The 13,646-nt window shown below is 60.4% G+C and carries 14 protein-coding genes; 5 read left to right on the forward strand and 9 right to left on the reverse strand.

Annotated features, from left to right (window positions below; translation table 11 throughout):
* Window positions 1-31: 31 nt before the first annotated feature.
* From AB9K37_RS15185 to AB9K37_RS15215, 7 genes are all read right to left on the reverse strand, one after another.
* Complete coding sequence (locus tag AB9K37_RS15185) at window positions 32-559, reverse strand: holin family protein (protein ID WP_369840407.1); 528 nt, start codon at window positions 557-559, stop codon at window positions 32-34.
* Entirely contained in the window at window positions 550-1,161 is a 612-nt protein-coding gene (locus AB9K37_RS15190) for a holin-associated N-acetylmuramidase (RefSeq protein WP_369840409.1), read from the reverse strand. The genes AB9K37_RS15185 and AB9K37_RS15190 overlap by 10 nt, the downstream gene beginning before the upstream one ends.
* 47 nt (window positions 1,162-1,208) lie before the next feature.
* On the reverse strand, window positions 1,209-1,667 hold the full coding sequence (gene ccmE / locus AB9K37_RS15195) for a cytochrome c maturation protein CcmE (RefSeq protein ID WP_369840411.1): 459 nt from the start codon (window positions 1,665-1,667) through the stop codon (window positions 1,209-1,211).
* A 79-nt stretch (window positions 1,668-1,746) separates the two neighbouring features.
* Window positions 1,747-2,775, reverse strand: a complete 1,029-nt coding sequence (gene argC / locus AB9K37_RS15200) for an N-acetyl-gamma-glutamyl-phosphate reductase (protein ID WP_369840413.1) — start codon at window positions 2,773-2,775, stop codon at window positions 1,747-1,749.
* A 27-nt stretch (window positions 2,776-2,802) separates the two neighbouring features.
* The gene (murI, locus tag AB9K37_RS15205; protein WP_369840415.1) at window positions 2,803-3,615 is read right to left on the reverse strand and encodes a glutamate racemase; all 813 of its coding nucleotides are present in this window, start codon (window positions 3,613-3,615) and stop codon (window positions 2,803-2,805) included.
* Window positions 3,616-3,620: 5 nt separating this feature from the next.
* Window positions 3,621-4,499 carry a lysophospholipid acyltransferase family protein gene (locus AB9K37_RS15210; protein ID WP_369840417.1) on the reverse strand — a complete coding sequence of 293 codons (879 nt, stop codon included), beginning with the start codon at window positions 4,497-4,499 and terminating at the stop codon, window positions 3,621-3,623.
* Window positions 4,500-4,575: 76 nt separating this feature from the next.
* Window positions 4,576-8,001 carry an indolepyruvate ferredoxin oxidoreductase family protein gene (locus tag AB9K37_RS15215; RefSeq protein ID WP_369840419.1) on the reverse strand — a complete coding sequence of 1,142 codons (3,426 nt, stop codon included), beginning with the start codon at window positions 7,999-8,001 and terminating at the stop codon, window positions 4,576-4,578.
* A 171-nt stretch (window positions 8,002-8,172) separates the two neighbouring features.
* On the opposite strand from AB9K37_RS15215, the gene AB9K37_RS15220 reads away from it, so the two are divergent.
* The 5 genes from AB9K37_RS15220 (at window position 8,173) to grxD (ending at window position 12,574) form a co-directional block, all read left to right on the forward strand.
* Window positions 8,173-9,078: a LysR family transcriptional regulator gene (locus tag AB9K37_RS15220; protein WP_072707061.1), complete on the forward strand. Its 906-nt coding sequence runs from the start codon at window positions 8,173-8,175 to the stop codon at window positions 9,076-9,078.
* Window positions 9,079-9,378: 300 nt separating this feature from the next.
* A complete protein-coding gene (gene purL / locus AB9K37_RS15225; protein WP_369840421.1) occupies window positions 9,379-11,538 on the forward strand; it encodes a phosphoribosylformylglycinamidine synthase subunit PurL in 2,160 nt (719 codons plus the stop codon).
* 105 nt (window positions 11,539-11,643) lie between these two features.
* A complete protein-coding gene (locus tag AB9K37_RS15230) occupies window positions 11,644-11,886 on the forward strand; it encodes a BolA family protein (RefSeq protein WP_072707063.1) in 243 nt (80 codons plus the stop codon).
* Window positions 11,883-12,215, forward strand: a complete 333-nt coding sequence (locus AB9K37_RS15235) for a hypothetical protein (RefSeq protein WP_369840423.1) — start codon at window positions 11,883-11,885, stop codon at window positions 12,213-12,215. The genes AB9K37_RS15230 and AB9K37_RS15235 overlap by 4 nt, the downstream gene beginning before the upstream one ends.
* A complete protein-coding gene (gene grxD, locus AB9K37_RS15240) occupies window positions 12,212-12,574 on the forward strand; it encodes a Grx4 family monothiol glutaredoxin (RefSeq protein ID WP_369840425.1) in 363 nt (120 codons plus the stop codon). Before AB9K37_RS15235 ends, grxD begins: the two co-directional genes overlap by 4 nt.
* 76 nt (window positions 12,575-12,650) lie before the next feature.
* Here grxD and AB9K37_RS15245 read toward each other — a convergent pair whose 3' ends face one another.
* Window positions 12,651-13,049, reverse strand: coding sequence for a cell division protein ZapA (locus tag AB9K37_RS15245; RefSeq protein ID WP_369840427.1), 399 nt, complete (start codon window positions 13,047-13,049; stop codon window positions 12,651-12,653).
* Window positions 13,049-13,537, reverse strand: a complete 489-nt coding sequence (locus AB9K37_RS15250; protein WP_369840429.1) for a hypothetical protein — start codon at window positions 13,535-13,537, stop codon at window positions 13,049-13,051. The genes AB9K37_RS15245 and AB9K37_RS15250 overlap by 1 nt, the downstream gene beginning before the upstream one ends.
* Window positions 13,538-13,646: the final 109 nt, after the last annotated feature.

Below are 13,646 nucleotides of genomic sequence, written 5' to 3' on the forward strand. Positions count from 1 at the left end.
GGGGCCAATCACAATTAGCCCCGACTTAGGTTCACTTTGTCGCGGCTCCATGATCTGCCAGTTTTCGCCACTCTGACAGCGCGGGATTCTCCGGTTTCGCCGCGCTTTCGATCGCTTGGATCTGCTGGACCACCTGAGGGACACGCGCCGCGGTTGTCATCATATCGCGTTGGAACGACTGGTTTTTCGCCTGATGCCGCGCGCCAAAGTAGAAGCTGACCACGACGCCCATCAGCCACCAAAGCGGCTCTGGAATCAGCGCGAGCCCCTGCATTCGCGCCGCGAACCAAATGGGATCGTGCATTGCCATGCCAAAGAGACCCAACACCGACAGGGCAAGCATCGGGCGCGGCAGCCGGTTCAGCCCATCGACCAAGCCGTCAAACCAACTCTGGCGCGGGCGCGCGTATTCGGCGGCCAGTTGTTCAAGCGCGGCAGACTGCATTTGCACCGCCCGCTGGCCCGAGGCCTCTGCGTTCTCGCGCCAGACATGGGCGGTGTCGGCGATCACGTTGCGGCCCCCGAACAGCAGGTCCATCGCGTTCCACATCATCCCCATGAGGCCACCCGCGCGGCGTGGTCCGCGTCCGTCAGGTGATAGCGAGGGGAGATGAATTCCTCGGCGCGGGCGATCCAGCCGCCTTTGCCCCCGTCGCGGCGGCGGGCGTATTTGCGGCTGGCGGGCCGCTGGTCCGCGAGGCGGTAATAGTAGTTGCGGCGCGCAATCCCGTAGGCATCGCGCAGGTGGCTGGAAGACACCGCCGCTGCCGCATGGCAGGCCGCAACGGTGATCGGGCCAATCACGCCGTCATCCTGCAAACCGTGCCCCATTTGGGTCAGCAAACGTTGCAACACCTTGATCGCGTTGGACCCTGCGTTGACGTTCATGTCGAACACGGTGTCATGCAGCACGTCAGGCAACTGGTCGATGCGCGGTTTCAGATAGTAGTGATCAAGAAAGATCTGCACCGCCTGATCGCGGCTCAGCGCTTTCACGTCGCGGGCATCCACGCGGCCATCCCCTGTCAGGTCCAGCCCTAGCCGCCGCATGGTTCCGATGGTCACGCCGTAGTTGGTCGCGCCGCCGGGATCGTCGGGATCATCCACATAGCCGCCTTCGCGCGCGACGATGTCCCAAGCCATTTTCGTAATCTTGTCCATTCGAACCCCCGAATGCTGTTTCGAGGGCCGAGGATTATGAACAGCCGTTAACTGCTGGTGTCTTCACCGTCCGGATCACGGTAAACGCCCTGCTCTTTCAGAGCGTCAGTGACCTCTTTGGGCATGTAGCTTTCGTCGTGCTTGGCAAGGATTTCAGAAGCCTCGAACACGCCGTTGATGTAACGGCCCGTGCCGACCATGCCTTGGTTCTCGCCAAACAAATCAGGGAGAACGCCGGTATAGACCACGGGGACCGTCGCGCCGCCGTCGGTCACGGAGAAGCTGATCGTCTCCCCCTCGCCGCGCTTCAGGCTACCCTCTTCGACCAAGCCGCCAATGCGGAAGGTTTCATTGGGCGCAGGGGGTTCGGCCACAATCTGGCTTGGCGCACGAAAGAAGTTGATGCCGTCGCGCATGGCATAGCCGATCAAGCCGGTGGATACGGCCAAGGCCACAACGGCCACGGCAATCACCTGAATGCGGCGTGTCTTTTTGAGCGACTTCATTCGAACCTCCTTAGAACATTCGTGTTCCGCAATATATGCGGATGCGCCGTAAGGTCCAAGCCCCTGCGGCGCGATGTCATTACGGGAAGCAAGGTGCCAGCATCAGGCCGGTCGTTTCCTCGATCCCGAGCATCAGGTTCGCGTTCTGCAGTGCCTGCCCGCTGGAGCCTTTGGTCAGGTTGTCCAGCGCGGCGACCACGATGGCGCGGCCTTCGATGCGGTCGGCAACCACGCCGATATGGCAGAAGTTCGAGCCGCGGATGTGGCGGGTCGAGGGCAGTTCCTTGAAAGGCAGAACCTCAATAAACGGCTCGCCTTTGTAGGCTTCGATCAGCGTTTCGTGGATCTTGGCCGCGTCGCCATGGACATAGCTGGTCGCCAGAATACCGCGGTTGGCGGGGACCAAGTGGGGCGTGAACTGGATTTTGACCGGACGGCCCGCGATGGCCGAGAATTCCTGATCAAACTCGCCCAGGTGACGGTGGGTGCCGCCAGCGGAATAGGCGTGATAGCCCTCGGACAGTTCGGCGTGCAGCAGGTTTTCCTTCAGCGCGCGTCCCGCGCCGGACACTGCGCATTTGAGGTCCAGAATGATGTTGTCCAGATCAATAACGCCAGCAGCGATCAGCGGGCGCAGGACGAACTGGCCGGTGGCCGCGTTACAACCGGTACCAGCGACCAGACGGGCATTCTTGATCTCGTCGCGGTAAAATTCGGTCAGGCCGTACACAGCCTCTTTCTGCATCTCGACCGCCGCGTGGGGGTTGCCGTACCACTGCTCGTAAGCTTCGGGGTCGCGCAGACGGAAGTCCGCAGACAAGTCCACGATCTTCAGCGTTTTGGGCAGCTGGCTGATGACCTCTTGGCTGGTTTTGTGCGGCAAGGCGCAGAAGCACAGGTCGATCTGGTCAAAGTCGATCTGGTCCATGGTAACCAGCGGCGGCAGGTTCAGATGGCGCAGATGCGGAAAGACCTGCGCGATGGTTTGCCCGGCCTTGGAGTTCGCGCCAAGGGCCGCGATTTCGATCTCGGGGTGGGTGGCGATCAAGCGGATCAGCTCTGCCCCGGTGTAACCCGAGGCGCCAATGATGGCGACTTTACAGGACATACTTTTATCCCTTTTATCAAACGGTTATCAGGCGGCGCGGAACTTGATCTCGCGTCGCAGGAATTGGGTGGCGCGGGCCGAGACTTTGGCCGGGTCGCCTGAGGTCAGGAACATGCTCTCTGTCCCCTTGCCCAGCATTTCGGGTCGGCGCTCCAGATAATCGGCAAGGCTTTCGGCCACGAGGTTGGCTTGGCTGTACACTTCGACATCCGCGCCCAGAGCGTCCTGAAAGGTCGTCTCCATCAGCGGGTAATGGGTGCAACCCAGAATGGCGGCTTCGGGTTTGGGCATCTTGCGTTTCAGCGCGTCTACGTGGCTGCGCACCAAAGCCTCAGCAAGGATCATGTCGCCCTCTTCGATGGCATCGACCACACCGCCGCAGGCTTGGGCTTCGACATCCACACCGATCGCGCGGAAAGCCAGTTCGCGCTGGAACGCACGGCTGGAGACGGTCGCGGGGGTCGCGAACAGGGCCACGTGCTGAACCTTGACCTGACGGGGCGGGCTGTTGTCGCCCCACTGGCGTTCGGTCAGTGCCTCGATCAAGGGCACGAAGACGCCAAGGCAGCGCTTGTCCGTGGGCAGAAAGCTTTCCTGCATCCGGCGCAGGGCGGCGGCGCTGGCGGTGTTGCAGGCGATGATGACCAGATCGACGCCCTCTTCCCACATGCGGGTGACCGCTTTGGTGGTCAGATCATAGATGTCGTCCGCATCCCGCACCCCATACGGTGCGTGTGCGTTATCCCCGAAATAGACCAGCGGTACGTCGGGCAAACGGCGGCTGACGGCATCCAGCACGGTCAGTCCTCCGAGACCCGAGTCGAAAATCCCTACTGCCATCTGCCCTAGCCTTTGTGTTTTTCTTCAAACTCGAAGCCATAATCATACGATGCGTATGGCTTTGGCGAGAGGGCATAGGTGCTTTTTCGCAGGAAATCCATCATCTCTCGCGTGTCCTTCGACCTCTTGGCAATCTCGGCAGGGTCGATGGGCTGGCCAATGACGACGCGCACAGGGGTTCCGACGCGGGCGCGGAACTCCTTGATCAATAGTCCCATGCGCAGGGTGTAGTGCAGATGACTGGCCAGTTGGAACATGCGACTGTTGTGGCCGTCAAAGTAGATCGGGACCACGGTGGCATTCGATTTCGCCACCATTTTTGCGGTAAAACTGCGCCAACCGGGATCCATGGGCCGCGAGAACGGCTTGGCCGAGGTTGACACCGTCCCCCCCGGAAACACGCCGATCGCGCCGCCTTCGTTCAGGTAATTTAGGGCGGTTTTGCGGGTCTCGAGGTTCAATTTCACTGCCTCTTTCGTCTCGTCAAAGGCGATAGGCAGGATCACGCGGTTCAAGTCTTCGGCCTTGCGAAACACCTGATGCGCCAGAATGCGAAAGTCCCCACGGGTTTTCGACAGGATATGTCCCATCATCAGACCATCAAGGATGCCGTAAGGGTGGTTGGCGATCAGGATCAGCGGGCCGTCTTTGGGGATATTGTCCAGCGATCCGCCCATCACGTCCAGCGACAGGCGGTAGCGCTCGACCATCACCTCCCAGAAGTCGCGGCCTTGGGCGACTTCATGTTCGTATCCCAAAGCCTTGCGGATCAGGCCGAGGCGGCCGGTCACATTCTCCATCACGCGAATCAAAACTGCCCCGCTCCGCGATGTTGCGGAATGGGCATAGCTGATTTCGCGAGCGACCTCTTTGCCCCTCGTCATGGTGTTCCTCCCGACAGATGTCGTTTCTGAACACAAAGGCGCGCGGTCTGTCATCCACTTTCCGCGCGCATTTCTTTCATTCTGCGGCTTGGGCCAGCTCTGATCCACCACTGCGGAACGCGGCCAAGAAATCTTCGCGTTTCGCGCGTACTTTGGCGGCGTTCTCTTCCTTGACCGGCCCGAAACCGCGGATGTCGAGCGGCAGTTTCGCCAGTGCAATCGCAATGTCGCGGGTGGCAGGCGTGACCTGCGCCAACACCTCGTCCATGTCGCGCTCGTACTCGCGGATCAAGGCCCGCTCCATCTTGCGTTCTGCCGTGCGGCCAAAAGGATCAAACGGCGTGCCACGCAGCGGACGTAGCTTCACCAAAAGTCGCAACCAGCGGTCCATGCCTGTGCCGAATTCCCGCTTCTTGGGGCGGCCATTCGCGCCCTGTTTGGCCATGATCGGTGGTGCGATGTGATAGCTCAACTCGAAGTCGCCATCGAACTCCTCTTCGGCCAGCTTGCGGGTTTGCAGCAGCAGGCGGGCGACCTCGTACTCGTCCTTGTAGGCCAAGAGCTTGTGGTAGCCTTCGGCCACGGCAAGCTTCAGTTCGGGATCGTCAATCCCGTCGAGCCGTTTGGTAAAGCGGCGCGCCAGACGCGCACCGCCGTAGGTGTGTAGATGGTCGGTCCGGTATGCGATCTTGTCCTCTGGCGACTGGGGCAGATTCACCTCGACCGGAGCGCTCAGGGCATACGCTTCATCAGGATAGAGCGCCGCCCAGCGCCCGATTTCAAAGGCCCGCAGGTTGTTGTCCACCGCGGCGCCGTTCAGGCGGACCGCTTCGACAATCGCGTCTTGCGCAATCGGGATCAGGCCCCGCTGCCAAGCCGCACCCAACAGGATCATGTTCGAATAGATGCTGTCCCCGAGCGTATTCTTGGCCAAGGTGCTGGCATCGAACATCTGCACACGCTCTTTCAAACGCGCCTCTAGCGCCAAAGATAGACGATCTGATGGTAGCTTGAAAGACGGATCGCGGGTGAAGTCGCCAGTGACCGTGTCGTGACTGTTCACCACCGCCCCAGTTCGGTCCGCGCTGGTCAGGCCGAGCGTTTTCGCCCCCGCGCTGACCACCAGATCCCCGCCAATCAAGGCATCACACTCGCCCGTTGCCACGCGGATCGCGCTGATGTCGTCGGGTTGATTGGCCAGTCGGCAATGGATATGCACCGCGCCGCCCTTTTGAGCGAGGCCAGCCATTTCCATCATCCCCGCGCCAAGGCCCGCGATCTGCGCGGCCTGCGCCAGCACAGCGCCGATGGTCACAACGCCCGTGCCGCCAACGCCCGTGACGACCACGTTCCACGTGCCATTGATCGCAGGTAACTCTGGCAAAGGCATATCCGGCAGGTCCAGCGCCGTGGTTGCCTGTTTGCGCCGCTTGGCCCCCTTGAGCGTGACAAAGGACGGGCAAAACCCATCAAGGCAGCTGAAATCCTTATTACAGGCGGACTGGTCGATGGCACGCTTGCGGCCCAGTTCGGTTTCGACCGGAGTGATCGCCACACAGTTTGACTGCACCCCGCAATCCCCGCAGCCCTCGCAGATATCGGTATTGATGAACACCCGCTGATCGGGATCGGGGAAAGTGCCCCGCTTGCGGCGGCGACGTTTTTCCGCAGCGCAGGTTTGGATGTAGATGATGGCCGAGACGCCCTCTATCTGCGCGCACTCTTCCTGAACTGCGGGCATGTCGCAGCGTTCATGCAGCTTCATCCCCTTAGGAAAGGCGTCCAGATCGACCTCTTCTTTGGGGTCATAGACCACCGCGATGTGGCCGACCCCCATGGCCTGCAATTCGCGGGCAATGCGCTGAGGGGACAAGCTTCCTTCGTTTGGCTGGCCACCGGTCATCGCCACCGCGTCATTATAAAGGATCTTGTAGGTGATGTTCGTCCCCGCCGCCAAAGCGGCGCGGATCGCCTGAACGCCCGAGTGGTTGTAGGTCCCGTCCCCGAGGTTCTGGAACACGTGCTTACGGTTGCTGAACGGTGCCTCGCCGATCCAGTTCGCCCCTTCGGCCCCCATATGGGTAAAGCCGGTGGTGTTCCGGTCCATCCACTGCACCATGTAGTGACAGCCGATCCCCGCATAGGCGCGGTGGCCCTCGGGCACTTTGGTAGATGTGTTGTGCGGACAGCCTGCGCAGTAATAGGGCAGCCGCGCGGCAATATCCTCGGCGTTGTCGGCGCGGCGAGCATTCGCCAGCGTGTCCAGACCTGCGCGGACCCCATCCGTGCCGCGCCCCTCTTCGATCAGGATGCCCCCAATCTTTTCCGCGATCATCACGGGGTCGAGCGCCATTCGGGTCGGGAACAACTCCTCTCCGTGGTCGGCCCCTGCCCCGCCGCCCTTATGCCAGCCATAAACGCGGCGGCCACGGCGGTCGTCAAAGATGCTTTCCTTGACCTGCACTTCGATCAGCTTGCGCTTTTCCTCGACCACGATGATCAGGTCGAGCCCCTCGGCCCAGTCGTGGAACCCATGCATGTCCAAGGGCCAAGTTTGACCGACCTTGTACGTCGTAAGGCCAAGACGTTCGGCTTCGGACGCGTCGATGTTCAGCAGGTTGAACGCGTGCACCAGATCGAGCCAGTTTTTACCCGCGGCGACAAAGCCGATCTTGGCCCCTGCCTTGCCCCAGACCCGCTTGTCCATGTTGTTAGCGCGGGAAAATGCCTCGGCTGCGAAGCGTTTGTGGTCGATCATCCGCGCCTCTTGGGCGTGGGGCGTGTCGCCCAGACGGATGTTCAGCCCGCCGTCAGGCATCGCGAAGTCAGTCGGCTGGACCAGCTGAACACGGTGCGGATCACCATCCACAACGCCCGTTGCCTCGACCGTATCCTTCATCGTTTTCAGGCCAACCCAGACACCGGCATAACGGGACAGCGCAAAGCCATAGAGGCCGTAGTCCAGAATTTCCTGCACGCCTGCTGGGTTCACCACAGGCATATAGGCATCCACCATGGCCCAGTCGGACTGGTGCAACACGGTGCTGGATTCGCCCGTGTGGTCATCCCCCATGGCCATCAGAACACCGCCATAGCGTGAGGTTCCTGCCATATTCGCGTGGCGCATCACGTCGCCAGAGCGGTCCACGCCCGGCCCCTTGCCGTACCAAAGCCCGAAGACGCCGTCGTATTTCCCCTCGCCGCGGAGTTCGGCCTGTTGGCTGCCCCAGAGTGCGGTGGCGGCCAAATCCTCATTCAGACCCGGCTGAAATGTAACGTCATATTCACTTAGAACCCGGCCTGCACGGATCATCTGCTGGTCCACCGCACCCAAGGGTGAGCCGCGATATCCGGTCACCAAACCTGCTGTGTTCAGCCCAGCCGCACGGTCGCGTTCACGTTGTGCCAACATAAGTCGCACCAGTGCCTGCGTTCCGTTCAATAGAATCGGGGATTTCGTCAGATCAAAACGATCTTCCAAAGAAACAGTGTGCTTGCTCATCTCGCGCCTCCCCTCGCTCAATGTGCGTGCTATAGTATAGCACAAGGTTAGGTCGCAGATGCTGACCTACAAAGGCGAAAGTTAGGATTTTTGCACAATTCCTCGTGTATAATCCGTTCAAATGAATGACATTTCGTCTAAGATAAGAAGAGCGGGCAGAAAGTTACAAAGATGGACTGGGACAAATTACGGATATTTCACGCGGTCGCGGATGCAGGCAGCCTCACACACGCCGGTGACGTGCTGCATCTGTCTCAATCTGCGGTCAGCAGGCAAATTCGGGCCCTCGAAGAGAGCCTGAACACCACGCTGTTCCACCGTCACGCACGGGGACTGATTCTCACCGAACAGGGCGAATTGCTGTTTGACGCGACCTCGGCGATGTCGCGGCGCCTTGATGCGGCGTCTGCGCGGATCAAGGACAGCGAAGAAGAAGTGTTCGGCGAATTGCGCGTCACCACGACCACGGGCTTTGGCTCCATGTGGCTCGCGCCGCGTCTGACCAAGCTCTATGAACAGTATCCGAATCTCAAGATTGACCTGATGCTCGAAGAGCGCGTGCTCGACCTGCCCATGCGCGAGGCCGACGTTGCCATCCGCATGAAAGAGCCCAGCCAAGCCGATCTGGTTCGCAAGCGTTTGTTTAACGTCCGCATGCGGATGTACGCTTCGCAGAACTACATCAAAATGCACGGCGCGCCCGAAAAGCTAGAGGAATTGGCCAACCACCGCCTGATCTGCCAGAGCCCAAGCACCCCCCAGGTCGGGGCCGGTGCGCAGTTGGTAGCGTCCATCCTTGCCAACGACATTTCATCGACTTTGACCGTAAACAGCTATTTTGGCGTCCTTCAGGGGGCCATTCACGATCTCGGGATCGGGGTTCTGCCTCAATATTTGGCAGTTGACTTCCCAGACCTTGTCAGAGTGCTGCCAGAAATTGAAAGCGCCGAAGTTCCGGTCTACCTTGCCTACCCAGAGGAGCTGCGGCAGTCCCAGCGGATCGCCGCGTTCCGAGAGTTTGTACAGTCCGAGATCGCCGAATCTAGGCGGGCATATCCGGACGAACCGCCGCTGTAAGATGCGACGCGCACCTAGCTATGCCTTATTTGCATAGCAGGGTTGTTGCTCCTGCGGCAATTCGAGTCTTGATCGAGTCACCAGTGATCCTTATTTCGGCCGTCGAAGCTGGTCGCGCACTTTGGCGCTTCCGCTTCATACCTCCCTGTTGGACTTCGGCCGAGCTTAGTGCTCGGCCTTTTTTTTGCGGCGCCGCCAGTGGCCCGCAAACCGTCAGGCGCGATTTCGACCCCTACCCCCTTTCCCATTCTCGGACTCTGTCATAAAAGCGCGGCAATCCGTCTTAAGGGGACTTATTCCATGCAAGAGCCGGCGATCACGCCCGACCTCATCGAGGCCCACGGTATCAAGCCCGATGAATATGCCGAAATCCTTCGCATCCTGAACCGCGAGCCCACCTTTACCGAGCTGGGGATTTTCTCGGCGATGTGGAACGAGCACTGCTCGTACAAAAGCTCCAAGAAATGGCTGCGCACCCTGCCCACCGAGGGCCCTCAGGTCATTTGCGGCCCCGGCGAGAACGCAGGCGTTGTCGACATCGGCGATGGTCAGGCGGTCATCTTCAAGATGGAAAGCCACAACCACCCCTCGTACATCGAACCCTATCAGGGCGCGGCGACCGGCGTGGGCGGCATTCTGCGTGACGTCTTTACGATGGGCGCGCGCCCCATTGCGGCGATGAACTCTCTGTCCTTTGGCGAACCCGATCACTCCAAGACCAAGCGTCTGGTGCACGGCGTTGTCGAAGGCATCGGCGGCTATGGCAACTGCTTTGGCGTTCCCACCGTGGGCGGCGAGATGCGGTTCCACAGCGCATATAATGGCAACTGTCTGGTCAACGCCTTTGCGGCGGGCCTCGCAGATGCGGACAAGATTTTCTACTCGGCGGCGTCCGGTGTGGGCATGCCTGTGGTTTACCTTGGTGCAAAGACCGGCCGTGATGGCGTTGGCGGCGCGACCATGGCGTCGGCAGAATTCGACGAGACCATCGAAGAGAAGCGTCCCACCGTTCAGGTTGGCGACCCCTTCACCGAAAAGCGCTTGATGGAAGCCACGCTGGAACTGATGCAGACCGGCGCTGTGATTTCGATTCAGGACATGGGCGCTGCGGGTCTGACCTGCTCGGCTGTGGAAATGGGCGACAAGGGCGAGTTGGGCGTACGTCTGAACCTTAACGCGGTACCCTGCCGCGAAGAGAACATGACCGCCTACGAAATGATGCTGTCGGAATCGCAGGAACGCATGCTGATGGTTCTGCGTCCCGAAAAGGAAGCCGAAGCCAAGGCTGTCTTCGACAAGTGGGACCTCGACTTCGCGATCGTGGGCGAGACCATCCCCGAAGACAAGTTCATCATTGAGCATAACGGCAAGGTCATGGCCGACCTGCCCCTGCGGGCACTGTCGGGCAACGCGCCCGAATACGACCGTCCCCACGTGCCCACCCCCATCGCAGAAGAGCTGGCGCCGGTGCCCGAGGTTGACGCAATCGACGCGCTGAAAGCGATCATTGGTTCGTTGAACTACTGCTCGCGCCAATGGGTGTATCAGCAGTATGACACGCAGGTCATGGGCGACACCCTCCGCACCCCAGGTGCTGGCGCAGGTCTGGTCCGTGTCCACGGTACCAACAAAGTGCTGGCGTTCAGCAGCGACGTGACCCCGCGCTACGTCAAAGCGAACCCCGTTCAGGGTGGCCGTCAGGCTGTCGCAGAGACCTACCGCAACCTGACCGCAGTAGGCGCCAAGCCTCTGGCGACCACGGACAACCTGAACTTCGGCAACCCCGAAAAGCCCGAGATCATGGGCCAGTTCGTGGGCGCTATTGAGGGTATCGGCGAAGCATGTCTGGCGCTGGACACCCCGATCGTGTCGGGCAACGTCTCGCTCTATAACGAAACTGATGGTGAGCCGATCCTGCCCACCCCGACCATCTGTGCGGTTGGCCTGATTGATCACGTGGACGACATCATCGGCGGCGACGTACGCGAAGGCCATGTGGCTCTGCTGGTCGGCGACACTGTTGGTCATCTGGGCCAGTCTGCCCTGCTGGCCGAAGTCTTCAACCGCGAAGATGGCGATGCGCCGCACGTGGATCTGGACGCCGAACGCAAAAACGGTGAGTTCATTCGTGACAACCGTCAGTTCATCCGCGCCTGTACCGACCTGTCGGACGGCGGTCTGGCCGTTGCAGCGTTTGAAATGGCCGAAGCACACGGCGTTGGCGTTCAGCTGGATGCAGCAGACACCGCGACCCTGTTTGGCGAAGATCAGGCCCGCTACCTGATTGCCTGCAACTTCGACTATGCCGAAGCCCTGATGTCCGCGGCCGCTCAGGCGGGTGTGACCATCCAGTCGGTCGGTAAATTCTCTGGCGACACCGTGTCCATCGGTGGCGCTTCTGCACCGCTGGCCGAACTGTCGGCCCAGTATCGCGGTGCACTTGCCGAACGTCTCGGCTAATCTCATAGACACATCCTAAATCGATGTATCGCACAGTGTGCCCCCTTGCAGAGGGGGCACACGACGCCTACCCTTGTAGCGCTACAAGACGGAGGCCACTTGCACATGCCAATGCGTGCAGACGAAATCGAAAACCTGCTGCGTGAAACGTTCCCAGAGGCACGGATTCAGATCACCGACACCGCTGGTGACGGAAACCACTTTGCCGCCGAGGTCGTGGACGAAAGCTTTCGCGGCAAGAACCGCGTTCAGCAGCAGCGCGCGGTCTACGCAGCGCTCAAAGGGAAAATGGACGGCTCACAGGGCGAATTACACGCTCTGGCGCTGACCACACGGGCCCCTGAATGATTGATGCCGCCCTCTGGGGACTGATCGCTCTGGCGCTTGGCCTTTTCATTGCTGGGAAGGTCATGGGTCGACGCGCATATGTTCCGCTATCCAGAAGGCAGCCGAAACCCAGATTGCCGGAGACGCCTGAGTTGGGCCTCGAGGCGGTCGATCACGAGGCCTTGGCGCGGTCCCATCGGCAGAACGCCTCGCTTGAACGCGGGGTCAGCTGGTTGGGCGGCAATTACAGTCAGGCCGACATTCATATCCCGCCAGAGGCGGATGATGCAGACTACGCCCGGCGGTATCACCGGGCTCACAATCGCAGAACCTCAAGGAGGGTCAAATGAGCGAAGCACAAACGCAGATCAAAGACACCGTCACCAACAATGACGTGGTTCTTTTCATGAAGGGCACCAAAGACATGCCCCAGTGCGGCTTTTCGAGCCGTGTCGCAGGTGTTCTGAACTTCATTGGTGTCGACTATACCGACGTGAACGTTCTGGCCGACGAAGGCATTCGTCAAGGCATCAAGGACTACTCGGATTGGCCGACCATCCCCCAGCTGTATGTCAAAGGCGAGTTCGTCGGCGGCTGCGACATCATCACCGAGATGACCCTGTCGGGCGAGCTGGACACTCTGTTCGAAGAGAACGGCATCACCTACGACAAAACCTCGGCCGAAAAAATCCGCGAAGCCAACGCGTAATCGCATCCGGGATCGCAATGCAAAAAGACCCGCCTCGTTTGGCGGGTCTCTTCTGTTCCCAAGATGGGGCGACCGTTTAGGCCGTCGCCTTTTCTTCGACCTCTTCGGCCAGCTTTTCTGCGCGGTCCGCTAGCGCGGCCAAAGTGCTCTCCAGTCCTTCGGGCAGGGTCGGGACGGGCACTTCGACAGTTACTGTCTGCGGCTCGCGCGCTTTGAGCGCAGCGTTTTCGGCCTCAAGCTCTGCGATGCGGGCGTTCAGGGCGGCAGTGTTGTCCCCTGAACCCGCCGTTTTGTCAGCGAGCATCAGGCCAGCCATCAAGAGCATACGCGATTCCGGCATCCGCCCGATCTGCTCAACGAGCAACGAGGCCTCTTCGTCCAAAACAGCCGCTGCGGCTTGCAAATAGCTTTCTTCGCCGGGCTGGCAGGCCACATCGAAAAAACGTCCGCCGATCGATACCTGAACATGGGGCATTAGGTGCTCTCCTCTTCGGTGGCGACGCGGTTGGCCCCTTCGACAAGTGCCAGCAGCGCTTTCATTTCGGTGGCTTCGGCAGCGCGTTCAGCGCGCAATGCGGCCAGTTCGGCAACGACGCCCTGATCCATCTGTTCGATGGTGACGCCGCTTTCTGCACCACGCATCGCCTCGTTCGCGGCCATCAGTTCGGCGTTCGCTTCTTTCAGCTTGGCGATCTGTTCCTCCAGCTCGGCCACAAGGGTCGAGCTGATCTCGGGCTCGGCCTTGGCCAGCTTGTCTTGAACGCCGTCCAGTTTATCCTGCAGCGCTTCGCTATGGGCCAGCGCCGCCTGCAACTCCATCCGTAGAACATCGGCATCTGCCTTGGCGAGCGCACCTTCGGGCAGCGCATCACCCGCGGGCGCCGTATCCAACATCTGGACGCCCTGTCCGATCCGGTCGAACGCCGCCGTGATGCGACGTTGGAGTTCGTCAATCTCAGTCATTCCTGCTTGCCTTTCTTCGAGACAACACTGCTCTTGGGTCCCGCCGAATCGCGAAACCGTCGCTATAGGGTACTTTATCCCTATCCCCATCAAAATGCGCCCCTTTGGG

Origin of the sequence: Donghicola sp. XS_ASV15, from assembly GCF_041224595.1 — a bacterium.
Classification (GTDB): domain Bacteria; phylum Pseudomonadota; class Alphaproteobacteria; order Rhodobacterales; family Rhodobacteraceae; genus Donghicola.

What these genes read in the sequence shown, in the direction of transcription:
- AB9K37_RS15185 (WP_369840407.1), bottom strand. Translation starts at nt 559, where the DNA reads ATGGGGATGATGTGGAACGCGATGGACCTGCTGTTCGGGGGCCGCAAC.
- AB9K37_RS15190 (WP_369840409.1), bottom strand. Translation starts at nt 1,161, where the DNA reads ATGGACAAGATTACGAAAATGGCTTGGGACATCGTCGCGCGCGAAGGC.
- ccmE (WP_369840411.1), bottom strand. Translation starts at nt 1,667, where the DNA reads ATGAAGTCGCTCAAAAAGACACGCCGCATTCAGGTGATTGCCGTGGCC.
- argC (WP_369840413.1), bottom strand. Translation starts at nt 2,775, where the DNA reads ATGTCCTGTAAAGTCGCCATCATTGGCGCCTCGGGTTACACCGGGGCA.
- murI (WP_369840415.1), bottom strand. Translation starts at nt 3,615, where the DNA reads ATGGCAGTAGGGATTTTCGACTCGGGTCTCGGAGGACTGACCGTGCTG.
- AB9K37_RS15210 (WP_369840417.1), bottom strand. Translation starts at nt 4,499, where the DNA reads ATGACGAGGGGCAAAGAGGTCGCTCGCGAAATCAGCTATGCCCATTCC.
- AB9K37_RS15215 (WP_369840419.1), bottom strand. Translation starts at nt 8,001, where the DNA reads ATGAGCAAGCACACTGTTTCTTTGGAAGATCGTTTTGATCTGACGAAA.
- AB9K37_RS15220 (WP_072707061.1), top strand. Translation starts at nt 8,173, where the DNA reads ATGGACTGGGACAAATTACGGATATTTCACGCGGTCGCGGATGCAGGC.
- purL (WP_369840421.1), top strand. Translation starts at nt 9,379, where the DNA reads ATGCAAGAGCCGGCGATCACGCCCGACCTCATCGAGGCCCACGGTATC.
- AB9K37_RS15230 (WP_072707063.1), top strand. Translation starts at nt 11,644, where the DNA reads ATGCCAATGCGTGCAGACGAAATCGAAAACCTGCTGCGTGAAACGTTC.
- AB9K37_RS15235 (WP_369840423.1), top strand. Translation starts at nt 11,883, where the DNA reads ATGATTGATGCCGCCCTCTGGGGACTGATCGCTCTGGCGCTTGGCCTT.
- grxD (WP_369840425.1), top strand. Translation starts at nt 12,212, where the DNA reads ATGAGCGAAGCACAAACGCAGATCAAAGACACCGTCACCAACAATGAC.
- AB9K37_RS15245 (WP_369840427.1), bottom strand. Translation starts at nt 13,049, where the DNA reads ATGCCCCATGTTCAGGTATCGATCGGCGGACGTTTTTTCGATGTGGCC.
- AB9K37_RS15250 (WP_369840429.1), bottom strand. Translation starts at nt 13,537, where the DNA reads ATGACTGAGATTGACGAACTCCAACGTCGCATCACGGCGGCGTTCGAC.